Raw genomic sequence first — 16,119 nt, 5'->3', positions numbered from 1 at the left:
TATCGTAAGATATCGAACGTCCTCGTAGGCGTCGCCTCGACGGATGACGTCGAAAACTACTGTGCGAGCGTCTTGCTGGTGGGGTGACATCTCGAGGGCGTCAGAGGCGGCCAGGCGGACCCGTGCAGAATAAGACATTCCAAACTTTTGTCGCGAGCTGACCGACCACATCGAAGGCAATGTTGACCGTTCCCATGGCCGTGCGCCTCCAAGTTGGGACCGGGCAACATCGCTACCGTCCGTGTGGGCATTAACGCCAAGTAAGAGGAGCGCCTTGCTTGGCGAGAACCGCGAAGCTAGACTCGCCAGTCGGGGGAGAATTATGGCAGCACCACAGGCGATTTCGAAGCTTGTTAGACGTTTCAACGAGCAACGTGATGTATACCTCTCCGGATCGTACAACGAGACGCAGGTTCGTCGTGACTTTATAGACCCATTCTTCAAGGCGCTTGGATGGGACATCGATAATGAGAGCGACTACGCCGAAGCGTACCGTGACGTGATTCATGAGGACATGGTTCTCGTCGGCGTGTCGAAGAAGGCTCCAGACTATTCTTTTCGAATTGGCGGGACTCGGAAATTCTTTGTTGAAGCAAAGAAGCCGTCAGTATCGATAAGCTCTGACCCTAAATCAGCCTTTCAGCTAAGGCGCTACGGCTGGAGCGCAAAACTACCTATTAGCATTCTAACCGATTTTGAAGAGTTTGCAGTTTACGACTGCACCTACGCGCCTGAAGAAAAGCATAATGCCGCCATTGGTAGGCTATATTATTATAAATACAGCGATTACGAAGAAAAATGGGACGAGATTTCAGCTCTGTTCTCTAAAGAGGCAGTGATGAAGGGGTCGTTCGACCGGTTCGTAAACTCCAAGAAGAAGGGCACAGCTACTGTCGATGATGCTTTTCTGGCGGAGATCGAGGAATGGCGGGAGGTCCTTGCCAGAAACATTCTGGCCAACAACGAGATCAGCGAACGTGATCTTAACCTGGCCGTTCAGCTTACGATCGATCGAATTATCTTTCTTCGCATTTGCGAGGACCGCGGGATCGAACCGCCAGAAAGATTGCTGAGGGTCTGCAGGTCGAAGGGCGCGTACCAGCAGCTCTCCAAGCTCTTCAAGGACGCGGACGATCGGTACAACTCCGGCCTATTCCACTTTAATCCAAAGGAGGTTCATGCGACGGCGGTTGACACCGTGACCCTTAAGTTGGTGGTCGACGATGAACCGCTTCACCGCATTCTCCGGAGCCTTTATCTCCCAAACCCCTACGAATTCTCGGTCATCCCAGCTGACATTCTTGGTCAGGTGTACGAGCGATTTCTGGGAAAGGTCATCCAGGTCGACGGGAAGACCGCAGTCATTGAGGATAAGCCAGAGGTAAAGAAGGCTGGCGGAGTCTTTTATACCCCCAGTTATATCGTCGAGTTCATCGCAAAAGAGACGATCGACACCCTGCTGCAGGGCAAGACCCCAAAGCAAGTCGAGAAAATTAGAATCCTCGACCCAGCATGCGGCTCGGGTTCGTTTCTAATCGTCGCTTATCAGCATCTGCTCGACTGGCACCTTTCTTACTATATGGCGAACGGTGGCGCCTCGAAGTTTAAGAAAGAACTTCATCAAACCGACAAAGGGTCGTGGAGACTGACAACACAAATCCGCAAGTCCATCCTACTAAACAATGTCTTCGGCGTCGATATCGATCCGCAAGCCGTAGAAGTGACTAAGCTGGCCCTGTTGCTCAAGGTTCTGGAAGGCGAGAGCGGTGAGGCTATCGGCAAAAACCTGTCACTGTTTCATGAGCGCGCGCTACCCGACCTCGGCAGCAATATTAAATGCGGCAACAGTCTCGTAGACTCCGACTTCTATGACCAAGGCGAATTGACCGACCTCGACGATGACGATCATTTCCGAATCAACGCCTTCGACTGGGTGGAGGAGTTTCCGCTCATATTTAAAGCGGGCGGCTTCGATGCTGTGATCGGAAATCCGCCATACGGGGCGACTTTGTATCCCTTAGAAAAAAACTATCTCAAGTCAAAGTTTCGGCACCAATCCTATCAGTTAGATAGCTACTTACTGTTCATTGAGCTGTCGATCAAAAGGCTTCTGAAAAAGGGGGCGCTTTGGGGGATGATCATCCCTAACCCGTGGCTAAGCAATCTGAGACAAGGAAAGCTTCGAAGGCTTGTGATGGGATCGACGCAGGTGCGAAAGATCGTCCACTTCCAGTATTCGGTGTTCAAGAAGGTAGTGGTCGATACCGAAGTTGTTTTGTTCCAAAACGGTTTCGCCAAAAAGATGACCCCTGAAGTGTGCATCGTGCCCGGTGAGCCTACGGCGGCCTTGCTCGAAGACGCAAGGATTATAATCGGTAGTCAAGATGAGTGGCTTCAATCATCGGATAGGCCGATCAACATCTTCCTTTCGCCCGAGGAACGGGCGCTAAGAAAGAAGCTCTTCTCTCAGCCGCTCGCGATCTCTGATCTTCTCAAGGTCAATGTTGGCGTAAAGCCCTATCAGGTCGGGAAGGGCAAGCCAGCACAGACCAAGCAGGTCGTGACCGATCGCGTATATGACGCGACTTCGCGGTTGACCAGTGAGTACCGCCAGTACCTTCGAGGGAAGGATATCGGACGCTTCGAAATCAAACCCTTAGAGAAGCGGTTTCTCCGGTATGGTCCATGGTTGGCTGAGCCTCGCCCAGCGGCCAACTTCGACTCGGCTGCAAAAATCCTTGTCAGACAGACAGGTGATGCGATCATTGCTGCGCTGGACGTTGATAAACACCTCTGCCTGAACAACCTACATGTGCTCGAGCCGCGTGACCCGACGCTCGATCTTCCCGCCATCGTGGCGCTCCTCAACTCCAAACTTCTGACCTGGTGCCTGCGGGCCATGAACCCGGAGGCAGGCGAGGCCTTGGCCGAGGTAAAGAAGGAGTTTGTGGAAATGCTACCGGTTCCTTCTCGGGAGTGCTTCGGCCGCCTTTCCAAACTTTCTGACTCTATGATGGCTCTGAAAATAACTGCGCCCTCAGTGATGAGAGATCGCCAAATCCGAGTAGTCGCCAAGCAGATCGATGCTGCAGTTAATGAGGCGTTCGAGCTCACTGCTGAGGAAGCTGCTCTTATCGATGGCGTCGAGGCGTTAGTCGGCGTCGATTGACGTCGTTTGGCTTACAAGATGATTGTGGATATGATTTATATTCGAGCGCAGGCCTCAAAGCGCCCCTAACTAAAATCAGCCGAGATTAAATAAAGGCCATTAGGCTAATTTAGGAACGTAAAGGCTGCATCTGAACCTTTGCGGCGGTGAGAAGATTCCACTTTGAAGTCCGTCACACGCGAGCAAATTGTTCAGCGCCATGCGATGATAACTAGCATCCGAAGCTTTATAGAATAATTATAACATTAACTCCAACACGAATCGCTGATGCGGTCGTCAGCGGGTGATCCAGACCGGTCCAGGGGGGCAAACATGCGTCTTGAGACAATCGCCGTTCGAAACTTCCGGCTGCTCCGTCGACTGACTATCGACTTGGCTCAGGACAGAACGACCACCATTTTGGTTGGCCCGAACAACAGCGGAAAAACATCCGTCATGGATGCGCTTCGAGTTTTCGGCACCTCAGGTTCGAAGGCACCAGAGGTGTCATTCCACGACCTTTCACAGCTACGCCATAAAGACTTTCGTCGCATCGAGACACTGATTGCCACCGCTGTCGATGGAACGGCTAAGGCAGAGATTGTTCGCCGACTGGCTCCTCGAATGCGGATCGATCTGATTTTCTCATATACAGACGACCCTTCCGACTTGGTCGCGGCTACAGACTTGCTGATGGACCTGAATGCCGGGGCAAATCGCATTCGGATCAGGATCGATTACAGCCTCAAAAACGCGAAGCAGTTGGTGGATGAGTTCGAGGCCCGCCCGGTTCTGGAGCAGACGCTATGCGACTTCCTGAAAGACCGCTTCGCTCGACACTACGAGCGCACCTACGCAAAAGTCTCCGAAGACGGGACTGAAGTGGTACCGCTGGAAGATGGAGCACCTCTGAAGCGCCTGCTGAAGATCGACCTAGTTCCCGCCCAACGCCACGTCGATGACGACGAAACGAGCCGTTCGGCGAAGCTCTCCAAGCTCCTCCATGATCATTACACCCGCTTCTACAAAGTCGATGACGCCGAGGGCTACCAAGCTATCGAAAACGCGCTCACCGACAGCGCCTCTGATCTTACGGAGAAATACGGGACGGCGTTCGGTCGTCTGACGACGCGACTTCAAAGTTTCGGATATCCCCAAGGCCAGTCCGCACCCGACCTCCGCGTGCGAGCACAACTGAGCGCTGAGACGATCTATCGAGATAACGCGAGAATCTTCTACGCCAGTCAGCATACGGGGCGAGAAGGCGTCATCGAGGAGTTTGAGCTACCTGAGAAGTACAACGGTCTCGGCTATAAAAATCTTATCTACATCGTGCTCCAGTTAGAGTCGTTCAGGGCCGCACTCGAAGCATCACCCGACGAGAGGCCTCGGGTCCACATAATCGCGATTGAGGAGCCCGAAGCGCACCTGCACCCTCAAATGCAGACAGTTTTCATCAGTGAGATTTCTAGGGCTTTAGAAGCCGATGGCGGAACGACGCCGCAAGTTCTTCTGTCCACCCATTCGTCCCACATGATCGCCCATTCGGAGTTTGGGCCGGTGCGATATTTTCGGCGCGCGGGCCGTGAGGTTATAATCAAAGACCTGTCCAAACTTCCGATGCCTGCCGGCGATCCCAATGCGCTCAGTTTCTTGCGGCGCTACATTCGGCTGACGCACTGCGATCTCTTCTTCGCAGACAAAGCCATTTTCATCGAGGGTCAGGTCGAGCGGCTTCTCATGCCGATGATGATCGAAGCCTGCGCCCAGCTAGAGGGCTGCGAGACGTTCACGAGCCAATATATCAGCGTGTCGGAAATCGGCGGAGCTTATGCACATAAGTTCAAACCGCTGATCGATTTCCTCGGTATTCCCACGCTCATCGTGACCGACCTCGACTCTGTGAATGCGGCGTCTGAAAAGTGTCCGGTTGCAACCGGTGTTGGGACCAGCAATGTCGCGCTTCGTGAGTGGCTTCCCGGAAAAGCTGATCTGGCAGAGCTACGCGCCTGCGATGCCGAGGCCAAAACGCAACGGGCGATCCAAGTGGCATACCAAGTCGATGAGGGTGGCCAATGTGGTCGGTCTTTCGAGGAAGCTTTTATTTACGCCAACATCGCCTGGCTGACTGCTAATCATGCCAATTTGGAAGCGACAGGTGGCTCTATCGGAAGGTCCGTGGCACGGGGGCTGCCCGCTGATGGATGGAGCTTGAGCGGAAAGCTGGGCAAGGTTGATTTCGCCTTGGATCTGTTGGCGAACCCCGGCTGGAACACTCCCAAGTATATTCAGGACGGTTTGGTTTGGCTTGCCGGAAAGCGGGCCAACACATGACCGAGGCTGACGAACGAATCTTGGCCTGCCTGAAAGAGCGCCGGAGCTTCTTGATCGATGCAGGAGCGGGTTCCGGTAAAACTTCTTCATTGATCCGGGCCTTGGATTATATCCGGGGGCCTAACCGGAAATCTTGCGTGCAGGAGGGGCAGCGGGTTGCCTGCATCACCTTCACCAATGTCGCCAAGAACGAGATCATCGAACGGACGGATCACGACGACCTGTTCAAGGTCACCACAATCCACGACTTCCTCTGGGATGCGATCAAGGCCTTTCAAAAGGAGTTGAAGCCTGCGCTTTTGACCTTCAACGCGGAGCTTCCGGGTAACAGCCGCCGAAAGAAGGATCATGCCGAGCTTGAGGCAGCGCTGAATGACGCGTCCGGCGTGAGCTATTCAGACAGAGGGGGAAATTTTCTAGAAGGTCGCATCTACCACGATGACCTGTTGGGCGTAGCGCACGTCATGTTCCGCTCCCATCCGATGCTCGCCCGTTTGGTCGCGGCGCGTTACCCATTCATCTTCGTCGATGAGTATCAGGACACTGACCCTGCTGTGATCGAGATTCTTATCGATCATCTCCATCAAGCGGACCCTCAGCCCGTCATAGGATTCTTTGGCGACAAGGTTCAGAGCATTTATCCGGGCGGTGTTGGCGAACTTGCAGTCGATCAGCAAGCCCGGCTCGAAATTATCCAAAAGCAAGAAAATTATCGCTGCTCGAAAGCCGTGATTGATGTGCTGAACAAGGTGCGGACTGACATCAAACAAGAGGCAGCCGGGGATAACCGGGACGGACGTGCTGTCTATGTGAATCTTGCCGGTTTGGACCCTACAGCTGACATCACAGACGCTGCCCTGGCAAAAGCGCGGAGCGCTTTTGGTATCGACCTGTCTGGGAAGGAGCTGAAAGTTCTGTTCCTCACCCACCGCTTGATTGCCCGAAAGGCCGGTTACGAGGGACTTTGGTCTGCCTACAACGCGCGCAGCAGCTTCGCCAAAGACGACTTCCAGTCTGGCGATGATCCCATTGCCAAGTTTTTGAGCGAGACAGTTGCAGCCGCCGTGGAGCAATGGCGAGTCGGGAAGACAGGCGCGACCATAGGCATTCTCAAGCGATCGGGGACCACACTCGCCGCCGCCGACGAAAAGGCCAAAGCAAAAGCAGCATTGGACGCTTTGGTCCATCTGGCAGAGACAGGCACAATTGGTGATGTGCTGCGCCATATTCAGGCATCGGGCCTGTTGGTCATCCTCGATGATCTCACCGATGCCTTGGCAGGAGCCTTGCCCGACGCTGAGCCTGGTAGCTCTGAGGAGCGACATCAAACCTTCATGGCAACGCTTCTGGCGTTGCCATTCCGAGAAGTCAGCACCTACCGGGCGGTCTCTGAGAGCCATCTGCCATACACCACGAAGCATGGGGTGAAGGGCGAAGAATTCGACAATGTCCTTGTCGTCCTCGACGACGCTGGCGCTAACTGGAACCAGTACTCTTTCGGAAATCTCTTGGCCGATCAGGAGGGAAACGCAAACAGGCTCACTCGAACGCGAAACCTCTTTTATGTGTGCTGTTCCCGCGCCAAGGACATTCTAATTGTGGCTCATGTGGGCGACGCCAACCGTGCCAGAATGGAAGAGCTTTTCGGCGAAGAAAGCTTGGCTCTCTAGCTTCATCCAGACTCGCCGACAAATCCCTCGGGCAGGCGAATTCCAGCCTGTTAAGCTGGCGAAATCGTTCGCACATGCTGAATGTCCGATCGTGGCGACGACCTAATGTCCGCGTCTGTCGCAAGGCAGAGGGGAGCCCGGCACCTTAGGCTCGCGCATGCAACTGCTCGATCCGCTCTAGTTCGCCCCGTCCCTCGATCGCGGCCTTTGACAGGTCGTGCGTGGTCTGGAGGTTGATCCAGTACTGGGGCGACGTGCCGAACACCTTGGCCAGACGCAGAGCCGTGTCGGCCGTGACCGACTGCTTCTCACGCACCAGACGCTCGATACGGGCTCGGTCCTTCAGGCCCATGGCCTTGGCAAGGGCGCCGGCGCTGAGACCGTAGGCGGGCAGATAGTCTTCCCGCAGGTGTTCGCCAGGGTGCGGCGCGGGCGCCGCGAAGTTGGCGAAGTCATGCATCTCCATCGGCGAACTTCTCTCTTCCTGGTCCGATCCCGGACCGCTCCACCAAGCCCCCGCTCAGTGGTAATCTACGAACTCAACATCCTCCGGGCCCTGATCGGTCCATCGGAAGCAGATGCGGAACTGGTCGTTCACACTGATCGACCACTGCCCCGCCCGGTCTTCGTGCAGGCGGTGCAGGCGGTTCCCCGGGGGATGTTTGAGATCATCGAGCCGCGTCGCCGCATCCAACTGGAAGAGGCTCCGCCGCACCCGCTTGAAGAGGTCGGCCGGAAAACCTTTGGGGCAGTTGCCCTCAAAGACCTCCCTGGCTTGTTTACCCTTCCAGCTGAGGATCACGGCGGCAGTCTTCCAGATAGCATGTAGCGCCATGTGCTACGCGAGTCAATAAAACGTAGCGCGATTCGCTACAAGGTGAGCGATTGACAGGCAGATTGGGAGGTGGGTTCCGAGAGAGTCAGCTCTTCAGTCGGACACCCGGTCCGCCCGTGGCATCGGCTGACACGAAGATAGCGCCGTCCGCTTCGAGGGCGGACTGAAGGCGCTCGAGTGTATTGGTCTGCATCCCACCCCGGCCAGCCTCAAAGCGGTGAATGGTTGATTCAGCCACGTTGGACCGTTCAGCCAGTGCTCGAACGCTGATGCCAAGGCCTGCGCGAGCCATGCGGATTTGGGCGGGATTGATCATTTTTAGCGAAAACCTCCGACTAGTTGCAGAATTCTGTTGACTCAGTCGGCGAATTCCGCTGAACTCTAACCGAAATACTCCGAAACTCCACCGTTCAGCATGATCTGAGCGACCGGGCGGCTGCGCGGGAGGTCACGCATGCCTGACCACCAGGATACCCAAAGACGTGCGATTTCTCCTCGCGGGGAAGCGACACAGGGCTCAGCGAGCGCGGTGTCATGAGGACCCGCCGGCGCGACCCCAACCCCCACCTTGCACGGGCGTTCGCCCATAACGCGCGCGCCTTCCACGCGATGGCCTGGACCGACGATGACCGCGTCGGCGTCCGATCGGCCTACCACTCGGCCATCGCCATCGAACTCGGCCTCAAAGCCTACCTGCTCCATCGCGGGCTCTCCGACGACTGGAATCGCACCCACCTGCGTCACGACCTGACCAAGGCGCTTCGGTGCGTCCGGATGCTGGGGTTTCGAGGCATCCCAGACGGCATCGCCGAACTCGCTGCTGTGCTCGGCCCTCTCTACGTCTCCGGCGCCTTGCGCTCAGGTATGTGCGATCCGGAACTACCGCTACCGTCCGACGCGATCGATCAGGCCATCTGCGACCTCCTCTGCGCAGTGGAGGCCGCCATCGGGGTGGAATGTGAGGCGACCCCATGAGGCGCTGGCCCTCGCCGCTCCGACGGCGTCCTCGTCGATCAGCCGAAGAACACCAACGCCGGGTTCTCGTCCGGGCGATCCGCCGACTGCCACGCGAATCTCGCGACGCTTTCGTTCTCCATCGCTTCGCCGGAATGTCCCTAGATCAGATCGCCGAGCATCTGGGTATCGACCAGCAGGCGGTCGAAGCGCGTCTGGCGCAGGCGCTCGTTCGCTTGGGCCGAGCCGTCGATGAGGCGGGCGGTTGCGAGCCTTCTGAACGGCAATGAGGGTCTAGGGCAGGATAGGCTTTGCGCCGGCATTGTCTGACAGGCTTGGCTGTATTGACCCTCATTTTGGGGTGGGGAGCAGCGCCGTCCGCCCGCTTCAACCCCGCTTCGCGCCCTGCGGGCTGCGGCGGGCGCCGCAGGCGTTGACCCGGTCGGCCGCTGCCGCTGGGGGCCTGGCATGGATCGAGGGATCGATCCGCTTTGCGAGAAAGCGGCCTCCGGAGATTTGCGAGGGAGAGGTTACGAATATGCGCGCGCTTATGGAGCGGACAGCTTGCTGGCTATGTATGTCCAGCCGTCATCAGAGCCCGTGGCGTGCCGGCGCCGGACTCCGCCCGCCCGGCGAGTTGGCGTACAGTCGGCCGTCCGCGTCACCGACACCTGGCCCGATGATCTCCCGATCACCCCGGCCGAGCTTCTGGCGGTGGAGGCGTGGCTTGGCGAGGTGCTCGACGAGATTCTGGGTCCGCGCCTCTGAGAGGAGCAGGGCATGAGCCGCAAATTTATTGCCACGACAGCAGGCCTCCAGAGCCGCGCCGCCCTCTATCTTCGGGTCTCGACCGGACGACAGGCCGTCAACGATTTGTCGATCCCCGATCAGCGCCGTCAGCTTGAAGCCTACTGCGAGAGCAAGGGATGGGAGACGACGGCGGAGTATGTCGAGCCGGGCAACACCGCCACCGACGATCGGCGGCCATCCTTCCAGTCCATGATCGAGGCCGCGCTGATCAAGCCGCCCGCCTTCGACATCATCGTGGTGCACAGCTTCTCGCGGTTCTTCCGCGATCAGTTCCAGTTCGAGTTCTACGTCCGGAAGCTGGCGAAGAACGGCGTGCGTCTGGTCTCCATCACCCAAGAGCTGGGCGATGATCCCATGAGCGTGATGATGCGCCAGATCATGACGCTCTTCGACGAGTATCAATCCCGCGAGAACGCCAAACACACCCTCAGGGCCATGAAGGAAAACGCCCGTCAGGGTTTCTGGAACGGCGCCCGGCCGCCCATCGGTTACCGCATCGTCGCGGCGGAGCAGCGTGGGGCCAAGATCAAGAAGGCGCTGGAGATCGATCCGCTCCAGGCTGAGATGGTGCGGACAATCTATCGCTGGGCGCTGACCGGCGACGGCTCGCAGGGACCGATGGGGCTGAAGACCATCGCCACGCGGCTCAACGATCAGAACATCCGCACGCGGGACGGGGGGCGCTGGGGCATCAGCGCCGTTCATCAGATCCTGACCCGCTCGACCTATATGGGCGAGCACCGGTTCAACACCCGCGACCACAAGACCCGAACGCCAAAGCCAGAATCCGAGCATGCCGTGATGGCGGTGCCGCCTATCGTATCGAAGGCGGATCATGAAGCTGTCCGTGCGCGCCTGGCGTCGCGGAACCCCAAGTGGACGCCGCCGCGCGTTTCGACCGGCCCGAACCTGCTGACGGGCATCTGCTTCTGCGGGTTCTGCGGCGGCGCGATGACCTTGAGGACAGGGAAGGGCCAGGCGGGCGGCCAGTATCGCTACTACGCCTGTTCGACCAAGGCGCGGATGGGTGAGACGGGATGCACTGGGTTGGCCGTCCCCATGCACAAGCTGGATGACGCGATTATCGACCACCTCGAGACACGGCTGCTCGATTCAGAGCGTCTCGCGGGGCTGATGGAGCAGCTTCTGGATCGCCGCGAGGAATGGGCCGACCAGAGGCGCGGCCACATCGCGGAGATGCGCAAGCGCGCGACAGAGGCCGAGGCCAAGCTCAATCGGCTCTATGAAGCCATCGAGAACGGCCTGCTCGCGCCGGACGACACATCGCTGAAGGATCGCGTGGCTGAACTTTCCGGCATCCGCGACCAGGCCAGAGCGGACGCCGAGCGGATCAGCGCTTCAGTGGAGCGGCTGGCGCCGACAATCACTCCAGATGTCTTGAGCCGGTTCGCCACCGCCGCGCGACGTAAGTTACAGGACCGCACAAGCGGCTATCGTCGGGATCACCTGCGGGCTCTGACCCAACGGGTGGAGGTCATCAGCAAGACCGAGGCGCGCATCATCGGCTCGCGAACCGAGCTTCTGCGGGCCTTGGCGTCTAACGATGGTGAGAGTTACGCCGCCGCTGGCGGAGTTCTCGGTTTTAAACCGAAGTGGCGCACCCGAAGAGATTCGAACTCCTGACCCCCAGATTCGTAGTCTGGTGCTCTATCCAGCTGAGCTACGGGTGCGCACCGCCTTGCGGGCAGGGCCGGGTATCTAGCGGGTCGCTTTCGGACTGGCAAGCGGCTTTTCTCAGAAAATCTTGAGAAAATGCAGGGTTGGCCTGAAGGGGCTGCGGGCCTAGGCATAAAGGCCCCTGCAACGTGCCGGAGAGATTGCGTGCGCGCCTTGTCATTTTCCCCTGTCCGCCCTGCGCGCAGAATGTCCATGCTCGTCGCTGGAGCCGCCGCTGCGGCCCTGCTGCTGAGCGGATGCGCGACCTCCGCCATTGATGCGGGGGCGGGTGATGCGGCCGTCAACCGGGCCGGGGCGGCGCAGAACCTCGCGCGCGGGCCGTTCGTGTCGGCGGCCAATCCTCTGGCGGTCGATGCGGGGATGAAGGTGCTGGCGCGCGGCGGGTCGGCCGTGGATGCGGCCGTGGCCGTGCAGGCGGTGCTGGGGCTGGCCGAGCCGCAATCGTCGGGTCTGGGCGGCGGCGCCTTCATGATGTTCTATGACGCCGACAGCGGCGCCATCACCGTCTATGACGGGCGCGAGACGGCTCCTGCCGCCGCCACGTCCGAACTGTTTTATGAGAACGGCAAGCCGCTGGCCTTTGTCGATGCGGTGTTGAGCGGGCGCTCGACCGGGGCGCCGGGCGTGGTGCCCATGCTGGCCCTGGCCCAGAAGCAGCACGGCGCACTGGCCTGGTCCGAGCTGTTCGGCGACGCGGAAAAACTGGCGCAGGACGGCTTTGTCGTCAGCGAGCGTCTGGCGGGCATGATCAACGGCGACGCGCCTCAGTCCAAGACGCGCTGGGCGACCGAGTATTTCACCAAGGCCGACGGCACGCGCTATCAGGCGGGCGAGACGTTGCGAAACCCGGCCTATGCCGAGACGGTGCGCCGCATCGCCCGTGAAGGCGCGGCGGCCCTGCAACAGGGCCCGCTGGCCGAGGCCATCGTCGCCGCCGTGCATGAAGGTCCGCGCCCCGGCGCCCTGACCACCGCCGATGTCGCCGGTTACCGCCCCGTCGTGCGCGAGGCGGTGTGCGGTCCCTATAAGATCTACACCATCTGCGTGCCGCCGCCGCCGTCCAGCGGGGCGTCGATCCTGGAACTTCTGGCCATGGCCGAGCAGACGCCGGACATTGAAAAGGGCTCCGCCAGCCCCGAGGCCTGGGCCGCCTTCGGCCAGCTTCAGCGGCTGATGTATGCGGACCGTGATCGCTATTTCGGCGATCCTGATTTTGTCAGCGTGCCGGTCGCGGGCCTGCTGGACCCGGCCTATGTCGCAGAGCGCGCGGCGCTGGCGCCGGGTCTTCGCGGCGCGGCGCCCTATGGCGTGCCTGCGGGGGCGCCGAACGTCGGCGCGGACGCCACGCGCGAACCGGCGGGGACGTCGCACCTGGTCATCGTCGACGCCAAGGGCAACGCCGTCAGCATGACCACCACGGTCGAGAGCCTGTTCGGCTCGGGCCGGATGGCGGGCGGCTTCTTCCTGAACAATCAGCTGACCGATTTCTCGATGGTTCCGACGGCGTCGGACGGCACGCCTGCGGCCAACGCCGTGGCGGCGGGCAAGCGGCCGCGCTCGTCCATGTCGCCCGCCCTGATCCTGGATCGCGAAGGGCGGCTGGTGGGCCTGCTGGGCTCGCCGGGCGGGTCGTCCATCCTGGCCTATAACGCCAAGGCCCTGATCGGCGCCCTGGCCTGGGGCCTGCCGCTGCAACAGGCCTTTGACCTGCCGAACCTGGTGGCCAAGGGCGACGGCTTCGGCGCCGACACCGAGGGCTTCCCGGCGCCGGTGCGCGAAGGCATGGCGGCGCGCGGCGTCGTGCTTCAGCCGAACACGACCGAAACCTCAGGCCTGCATGGCGGTCTGTGGCGCAACGGCCGCTGGGACGGCGCGGCCGACAGCCGTCGCGAAGGCGTGGCCCGCACGCACTGAAGGATGGCGCGCTGACGATGATCTGGAGCAGGCCAGTTGCTGGCCTGCTCCAGACCCGACGCCATGACCCGCCAGCGCCCGGTCTTCCGTACAGAACGGGTTCATTTGCCGCTCCCATCCGCCGTTGAGCGAGCAGGAATAGCAGCCGGACAGCATGACGCAGACGCCGGTCACAGCCAGAAGCTTCCAGATACGATCAGTCGTCATCTTTCCTCGGTCGCCTCTCATTAAAGCGTCGCGCCGTCATCATCCCGCGTGACGACCCGTGCGTACCGGACACGTCCGGTGCAGCTTGCGCGCGACTTGTGCATTTCAGGAAAACACCTCTTGAACAAGCGGACACAAGTGTCCACTTAGCGCGCCATGAACCGTCCCTTGCGACAAGACGCCGCGGAACGCCGTGAAAGGCTGCTGAAGGCGGCCGAGGAAGCCTTTGCGCGCGAGGGGCTGGATGCGCCGCTGCATTTGATCGCTGAACAGGCCGGGGTCGGGCGGGCGACGCTGTATCGGAATTTCGCGGACCGGTCTGAGCTCGCGCTGGCGGTCTTCGTCCAGCAGATCGAGGATCTGGGGCGCCGCACGCGCACGCGGCTGGACGACCCGGACGCCTTCATCTGGTTTCTGGAGCAGGTGACGCGGCTGATGCTGGACAATGCGGGCCTGTCCAGCGCCATCCGCGACCTGAAGGACGAGGCGCTTGCCCCCATCCGGCGCGGCATGAAGCAGGCAGGCGCCGAGGCGCTGGCCGCATCGCAGGCGGCCGGGCGGGTGCGCGGCGACCTGACGACCGAGGACATCCGCGTCATCACCCTGATGCTGGGGGCGCCGTCGCGCACCGTGGCGCCGCAGGACCGCGAGGCGCTGAGCCGCCGCTCGCTGGAGTTGGTGCTGGACGCCATTCGGCCGCGCCCAGCAGATCACAAGGGCGATCAGACGGGCGAGGCCGCATGAGCCGCCGTCACTGGGACCTGCCGTGGGAGGATTACCTCGCCACGCTGAAGCCGCATGAACGCCCGGTCCTGCCCGGCTCGCCCGCGACGCCGGACCATACGACGCCGTGGCGTCTGGCCTATGGGGTGGTCGGCATTCTGGTGGCCCTGACCGGCCAGTTGGGCAATGCGGCGGTGACGGCCAGCGTGCCGCAACTGGCAGGCGCCCTTGGCGTGACCACGACCGAGGCGGCATGGCTGCCCGTGGTCTTCATCATGACCAACGCCTGCATGAACCTGCTGCTGGTCAAGTTCAGGATGCAATACGGCCTGCGCCTGTTCGCCGAGATCATCATGATGGTCTTTCTGGCGACGACGGCGGCCCACCTGTTTCTGGAGGATTTCGGCTCGACCCTGGTGGTGCGGGGTGTGGCGGGCATGGCCGCGGCGGGGATGTCGACGCTGGGCATCCTCTACATCATTCAGGCCTTTCCCGCGCAGCACAGGCTGAAGGGGATCATCATCGCCGTCGGCCTGTCCAGCCTGGCCATTCCGCTGGCGCGGCTGGGGGTCATGCATCTGCTGGATCTGGACCAGTGGCGGGCCTTCTACATGTTCGAGCTGGGGCTGGTGCTGCTCGCCCTGCCCGCCGTCTTCGCCCTGCGCATGCCGCCGTCCCAGCGGGTGCGAGCTTTCGAGAAGCTGGACTTCCTGACCTTCGCCCTGTTCGCGCCAGGGGTGGCCCTGCTGACGGCGGTGCTGGGGCTGGGGCGTATCGTCTGGTGGACCGAGGCGGCGTGGATCGGCTGGGCGCTGGTCGGGGCGATCGTGCTGCTGACCGCCGCCGTGCTGATCGAGTACAACCGCGCCAATCCCCTGATTGATCTGAAATGGCTGGCCGGGCGCGATCTGGTGCGGCTGATGCTGGCCATCCTGCTGGTGCGGATCGTGCTGTCCGAGCAGACCACCGGGGCCGTCGGCTTCCTGCAGCAGATGGGTCTGGTGCCGCAGCAGATGCAGGGCCTGTTCCTGATCATGCTGATCGCCACGGCGGCGGGCACGCTGGTCAGCGCGATGACCCTGAACCCGATGAAGCTGTGGCGGCCCATCTCCATCGCCCTGGTGATGATTGCGGTCGGCGCCTTCATGGACAGCCATGCGACGGTGCTGACGCGCCCGACCCAGCTCTATTTCAGTCAGGCGCTGCTGGCCTTCGCCGCCGCCTTCTTTATCGGGCCGACGATGATCCTGGGCTTCGGCAAGGTGCTGCAGGGCGGGGGCAAGAACATGGTCAGCTTCATCGTCCTGTTCTCCATCGGACAGAACGTGGGCGGCCTGCTGGGCTCGGCGATGGTCGGCACGGTGCAGACCCTGCGTGAGAAGTTCCACTCCAACCAGCTGGCCGAGAGCATCGGCATGGGCGACCCGGAAACGGTGCTGCGCCTGCAACAGCTGGGCGGCGCCTACGCCCATGTCATCGGCGATGCAGCCCAGCGCCAGACCGAAGCCCTGCGTCTGTTGCAGCAGCAGATCAGCCAGCAGGCGCAGGTGCTGGCCTATAACGACGTCTTCCTACTGATCTCGGGGGCCGCCGCCATCGGCGCCGCCTGGGTCGCCTTCAACCATTTCGGTCCCGGTCTGGAGGCGCGCCGCGCCGCCCGGCGCGAGGCCCGCAAAGCCGCCGGGGCCGCTGCATCCGCAGCCGCCGCCATCGATTGAACCGGACATCCGAATGACCGACGCCGCTCCTCCTCCTGCGCCCTCAACCCCGCCGCCCCCGGCACAGCCACCCGCCGCACCGGCGGCGCCCGCAACGCCGCCGCCGTC

13 protein-coding genes and 1 tRNA gene are annotated in these 16,119 nt (G+C 60.9%); 10 read left to right on the top strand and 4 right to left on the bottom strand.

Annotated features, from left to right (window positions below):
- The first annotated feature begins 274 nt into the window (after positions 1 to 274).
- The 3 genes from ABE454_RS07210 to ABE454_RS07200 all read left to right on the top strand — a co-directional run bounded on the left by ABE454_RS07210 (position 275) and on the right by ABE454_RS07200 (position 7,152).
- Positions 275 to 3,169, top strand: coding sequence for an Eco57I restriction-modification methylase domain-containing protein (locus ABE454_RS07210; protein ID WP_346530510.1), 2,895 nt, complete (start codon positions 275 to 277; stop codon positions 3,167 to 3,169).
- Positions 3,170 to 3,481: 312 nt separating this feature from the next.
- A complete protein-coding gene (locus ABE454_RS07205) occupies positions 3,482 to 5,482 on the top strand; it encodes an ATP-dependent nuclease (protein ID WP_346530507.1) in 2,001 nt (666 codons plus the stop codon).
- A complete protein-coding gene (locus ABE454_RS07200; RefSeq protein ID WP_346530505.1) occupies positions 5,479 to 7,152 on the top strand; it encodes a UvrD-helicase domain-containing protein in 1,674 nt (557 codons plus the stop codon). The genes ABE454_RS07205 and ABE454_RS07200 overlap by 4 nt, the downstream gene beginning before the upstream one ends.
- 145 nt (positions 7,153 to 7,297) lie before the next feature.
- Here the strand turns inward: ABE454_RS07200 and ABE454_RS07195 are convergent, their stop codons facing one another.
- From ABE454_RS07195 to ABE454_RS07185, 3 genes are all read right to left on the bottom strand, one after another.
- Complete coding sequence (locus ABE454_RS07195) at positions 7,298 to 7,618, bottom strand: HigA family addiction module antitoxin (RefSeq protein WP_346530502.1); 321 nt, start codon at positions 7,616 to 7,618, stop codon at positions 7,298 to 7,300.
- Positions 7,619 to 7,672: 54 nt separating this feature from the next.
- Entirely contained in the window at positions 7,673 to 7,987 is a 315-nt protein-coding gene (locus tag ABE454_RS07190; protein WP_346530500.1) for a type II toxin-antitoxin system RelE/ParE family toxin, read from the bottom strand.
- Positions 7,988 to 8,072: 85 nt separating this feature from the next.
- Positions 8,073 to 8,303 carry a helix-turn-helix domain-containing protein gene (locus ABE454_RS07185; protein ID WP_346530498.1) on the bottom strand — a complete coding sequence of 77 codons (231 nt, stop codon included), beginning with the start codon at positions 8,301 to 8,303 and terminating at the stop codon, positions 8,073 to 8,075.
- Between the two features lie 218 nt (positions 8,304 to 8,521).
- On the opposite strand from ABE454_RS07185, the gene ABE454_RS07180 reads away from it, so the two are divergent.
- The 4 genes from ABE454_RS07180 to ABE454_RS07165 all read left to right on the top strand — a co-directional run bounded on the left by ABE454_RS07180 (position 8,522) and on the right by ABE454_RS07165 (position 11,395).
- Positions 8,522 to 8,962 (top strand): hypothetical protein, encoded by a 441-nt coding sequence (locus ABE454_RS07180; protein WP_278069931.1) that lies wholly within the window; start codon positions 8,522 to 8,524, stop codon positions 8,960 to 8,962.
- On the top strand, positions 8,959 to 9,231 hold the full coding sequence (locus tag ABE454_RS16170; protein WP_376787720.1) for an RNA polymerase sigma factor: 273 nt from the start codon (positions 8,959 to 8,961) through the stop codon (positions 9,229 to 9,231). The genes ABE454_RS07180 and ABE454_RS16170 overlap by 4 nt, the downstream gene beginning before the upstream one ends.
- 274 nt (positions 9,232 to 9,505) lie before the next feature.
- Positions 9,506 to 9,709, top strand: coding sequence for a hypothetical protein (locus tag ABE454_RS07170; RefSeq protein ID WP_346530494.1), 204 nt, complete (start codon positions 9,506 to 9,508; stop codon positions 9,707 to 9,709).
- A 12-nt stretch (positions 9,710 to 9,721) separates the two neighbouring features.
- Positions 9,722 to 11,395: a recombinase family protein gene (locus ABE454_RS07165; RefSeq protein ID WP_346530491.1), complete on the top strand. Its 1,674-nt coding sequence runs from the start codon at positions 9,722 to 9,724 to the stop codon at positions 11,393 to 11,395.
- Here ABE454_RS07165 and ABE454_RS07160 read toward each other — a convergent pair.
- Positions 11,366 to 11,442: transfer RNA gene (locus tag ABE454_RS07160), tRNA-Arg, on the bottom strand. The genes ABE454_RS07165 and ABE454_RS07160 overlap by 30 nt on opposite strands.
- 193 nt (positions 11,443 to 11,635) lie before the next feature.
- Here ABE454_RS07160 and ABE454_RS07155 point away from each other — a divergent pair.
- From ABE454_RS07155 to ABE454_RS07145, 3 genes are all read left to right on the top strand, one after another.
- Positions 11,636 to 13,363: a gamma-glutamyltransferase family protein gene (locus tag ABE454_RS07155; protein WP_346530488.1), complete on the top strand. Its 1,728-nt coding sequence runs from the start codon at positions 11,636 to 11,638 to the stop codon at positions 13,361 to 13,363.
- Between the two features lie 375 nt (positions 13,364 to 13,738).
- Positions 13,739 to 14,314, top strand: a complete 576-nt coding sequence (locus ABE454_RS07150) for a TetR/AcrR family transcriptional regulator (RefSeq protein ID WP_346530486.1) — start codon at positions 13,739 to 13,741, stop codon at positions 14,312 to 14,314.
- A complete protein-coding gene (locus ABE454_RS07145; protein WP_346530484.1) occupies positions 14,311 to 16,011 on the top strand; it encodes an MFS transporter in 1,701 nt (566 codons plus the stop codon). Before ABE454_RS07150 ends, ABE454_RS07145 begins: the two co-directional genes overlap by 4 nt.
- The last annotated feature ends 108 nt before the right edge of the window (positions 16,012 to 16,119 follow it).

It is taken from the genome of Brevundimonas diminuta (genome assembly GCF_039673845.1).
GTDB classification, from domain to species: Bacteria; Pseudomonadota; Alphaproteobacteria; order Caulobacterales; family Caulobacteraceae; genus Brevundimonas; species Brevundimonas diminuta_E.
The sequence above is the reverse complement of the archived record's forward strand: the minus strand, read 5'-3'. Positions and strand labels throughout refer to the sequence as shown.

What these genes read in the sequence shown, in the direction of transcription:
- ABE454_RS07205 (WP_346530507.1), top strand. Translation starts at nt 3,482, where the DNA reads ATGCGTCTTGAGACAATCGCCGTTCGAAACTTCCGGCTGCTCCGTCGA.
- ABE454_RS07155 (WP_346530488.1), top strand. Translation starts at nt 11,636, where the DNA reads ATGTCCATGCTCGTCGCTGGAGCCGCCGCTGCGGCCCTGCTGCTGAGC.
- ABE454_RS07200 (WP_346530505.1), top strand. Translation starts at nt 5,479, where the DNA reads ATGACCGAGGCTGACGAACGAATCTTGGCCTGCCTGAAAGAGCGCCGG.
- ABE454_RS07185 (WP_346530498.1), bottom strand. Translation starts at nt 8,303, where the DNA reads ATGATCAATCCCGCCCAAATCCGCATGGCTCGCGCAGGCCTTGGCATC.
- ABE454_RS07165 (WP_346530491.1), top strand. Translation starts at nt 9,722, where the DNA reads ATGAGCCGCAAATTTATTGCCACGACAGCAGGCCTCCAGAGCCGCGCC.
- ABE454_RS07145 (WP_346530484.1), top strand. Translation starts at nt 14,311, where the DNA reads ATGAGCCGCCGTCACTGGGACCTGCCGTGGGAGGATTACCTCGCCACG.
- ABE454_RS07190 (WP_346530500.1), bottom strand. Translation starts at nt 7,987, where the DNA reads ATGGCGCTACATGCTATCTGGAAGACTGCCGCCGTGATCCTCAGCTGG.
- ABE454_RS16170 (WP_376787720.1), top strand. Translation starts at nt 8,959, where the DNA reads ATGAGGCGCTGGCCCTCGCCGCTCCGACGGCGTCCTCGTCGATCAGCC.
- ABE454_RS07195 (WP_346530502.1), bottom strand. Translation starts at nt 7,618, where the DNA reads ATGGAGATGCATGACTTCGCCAACTTCGCGGCGCCCGCGCCGCACCCT.
- ABE454_RS07180 (WP_278069931.1), top strand. Translation starts at nt 8,522, where the DNA reads ATGAGGACCCGCCGGCGCGACCCCAACCCCCACCTTGCACGGGCGTTC.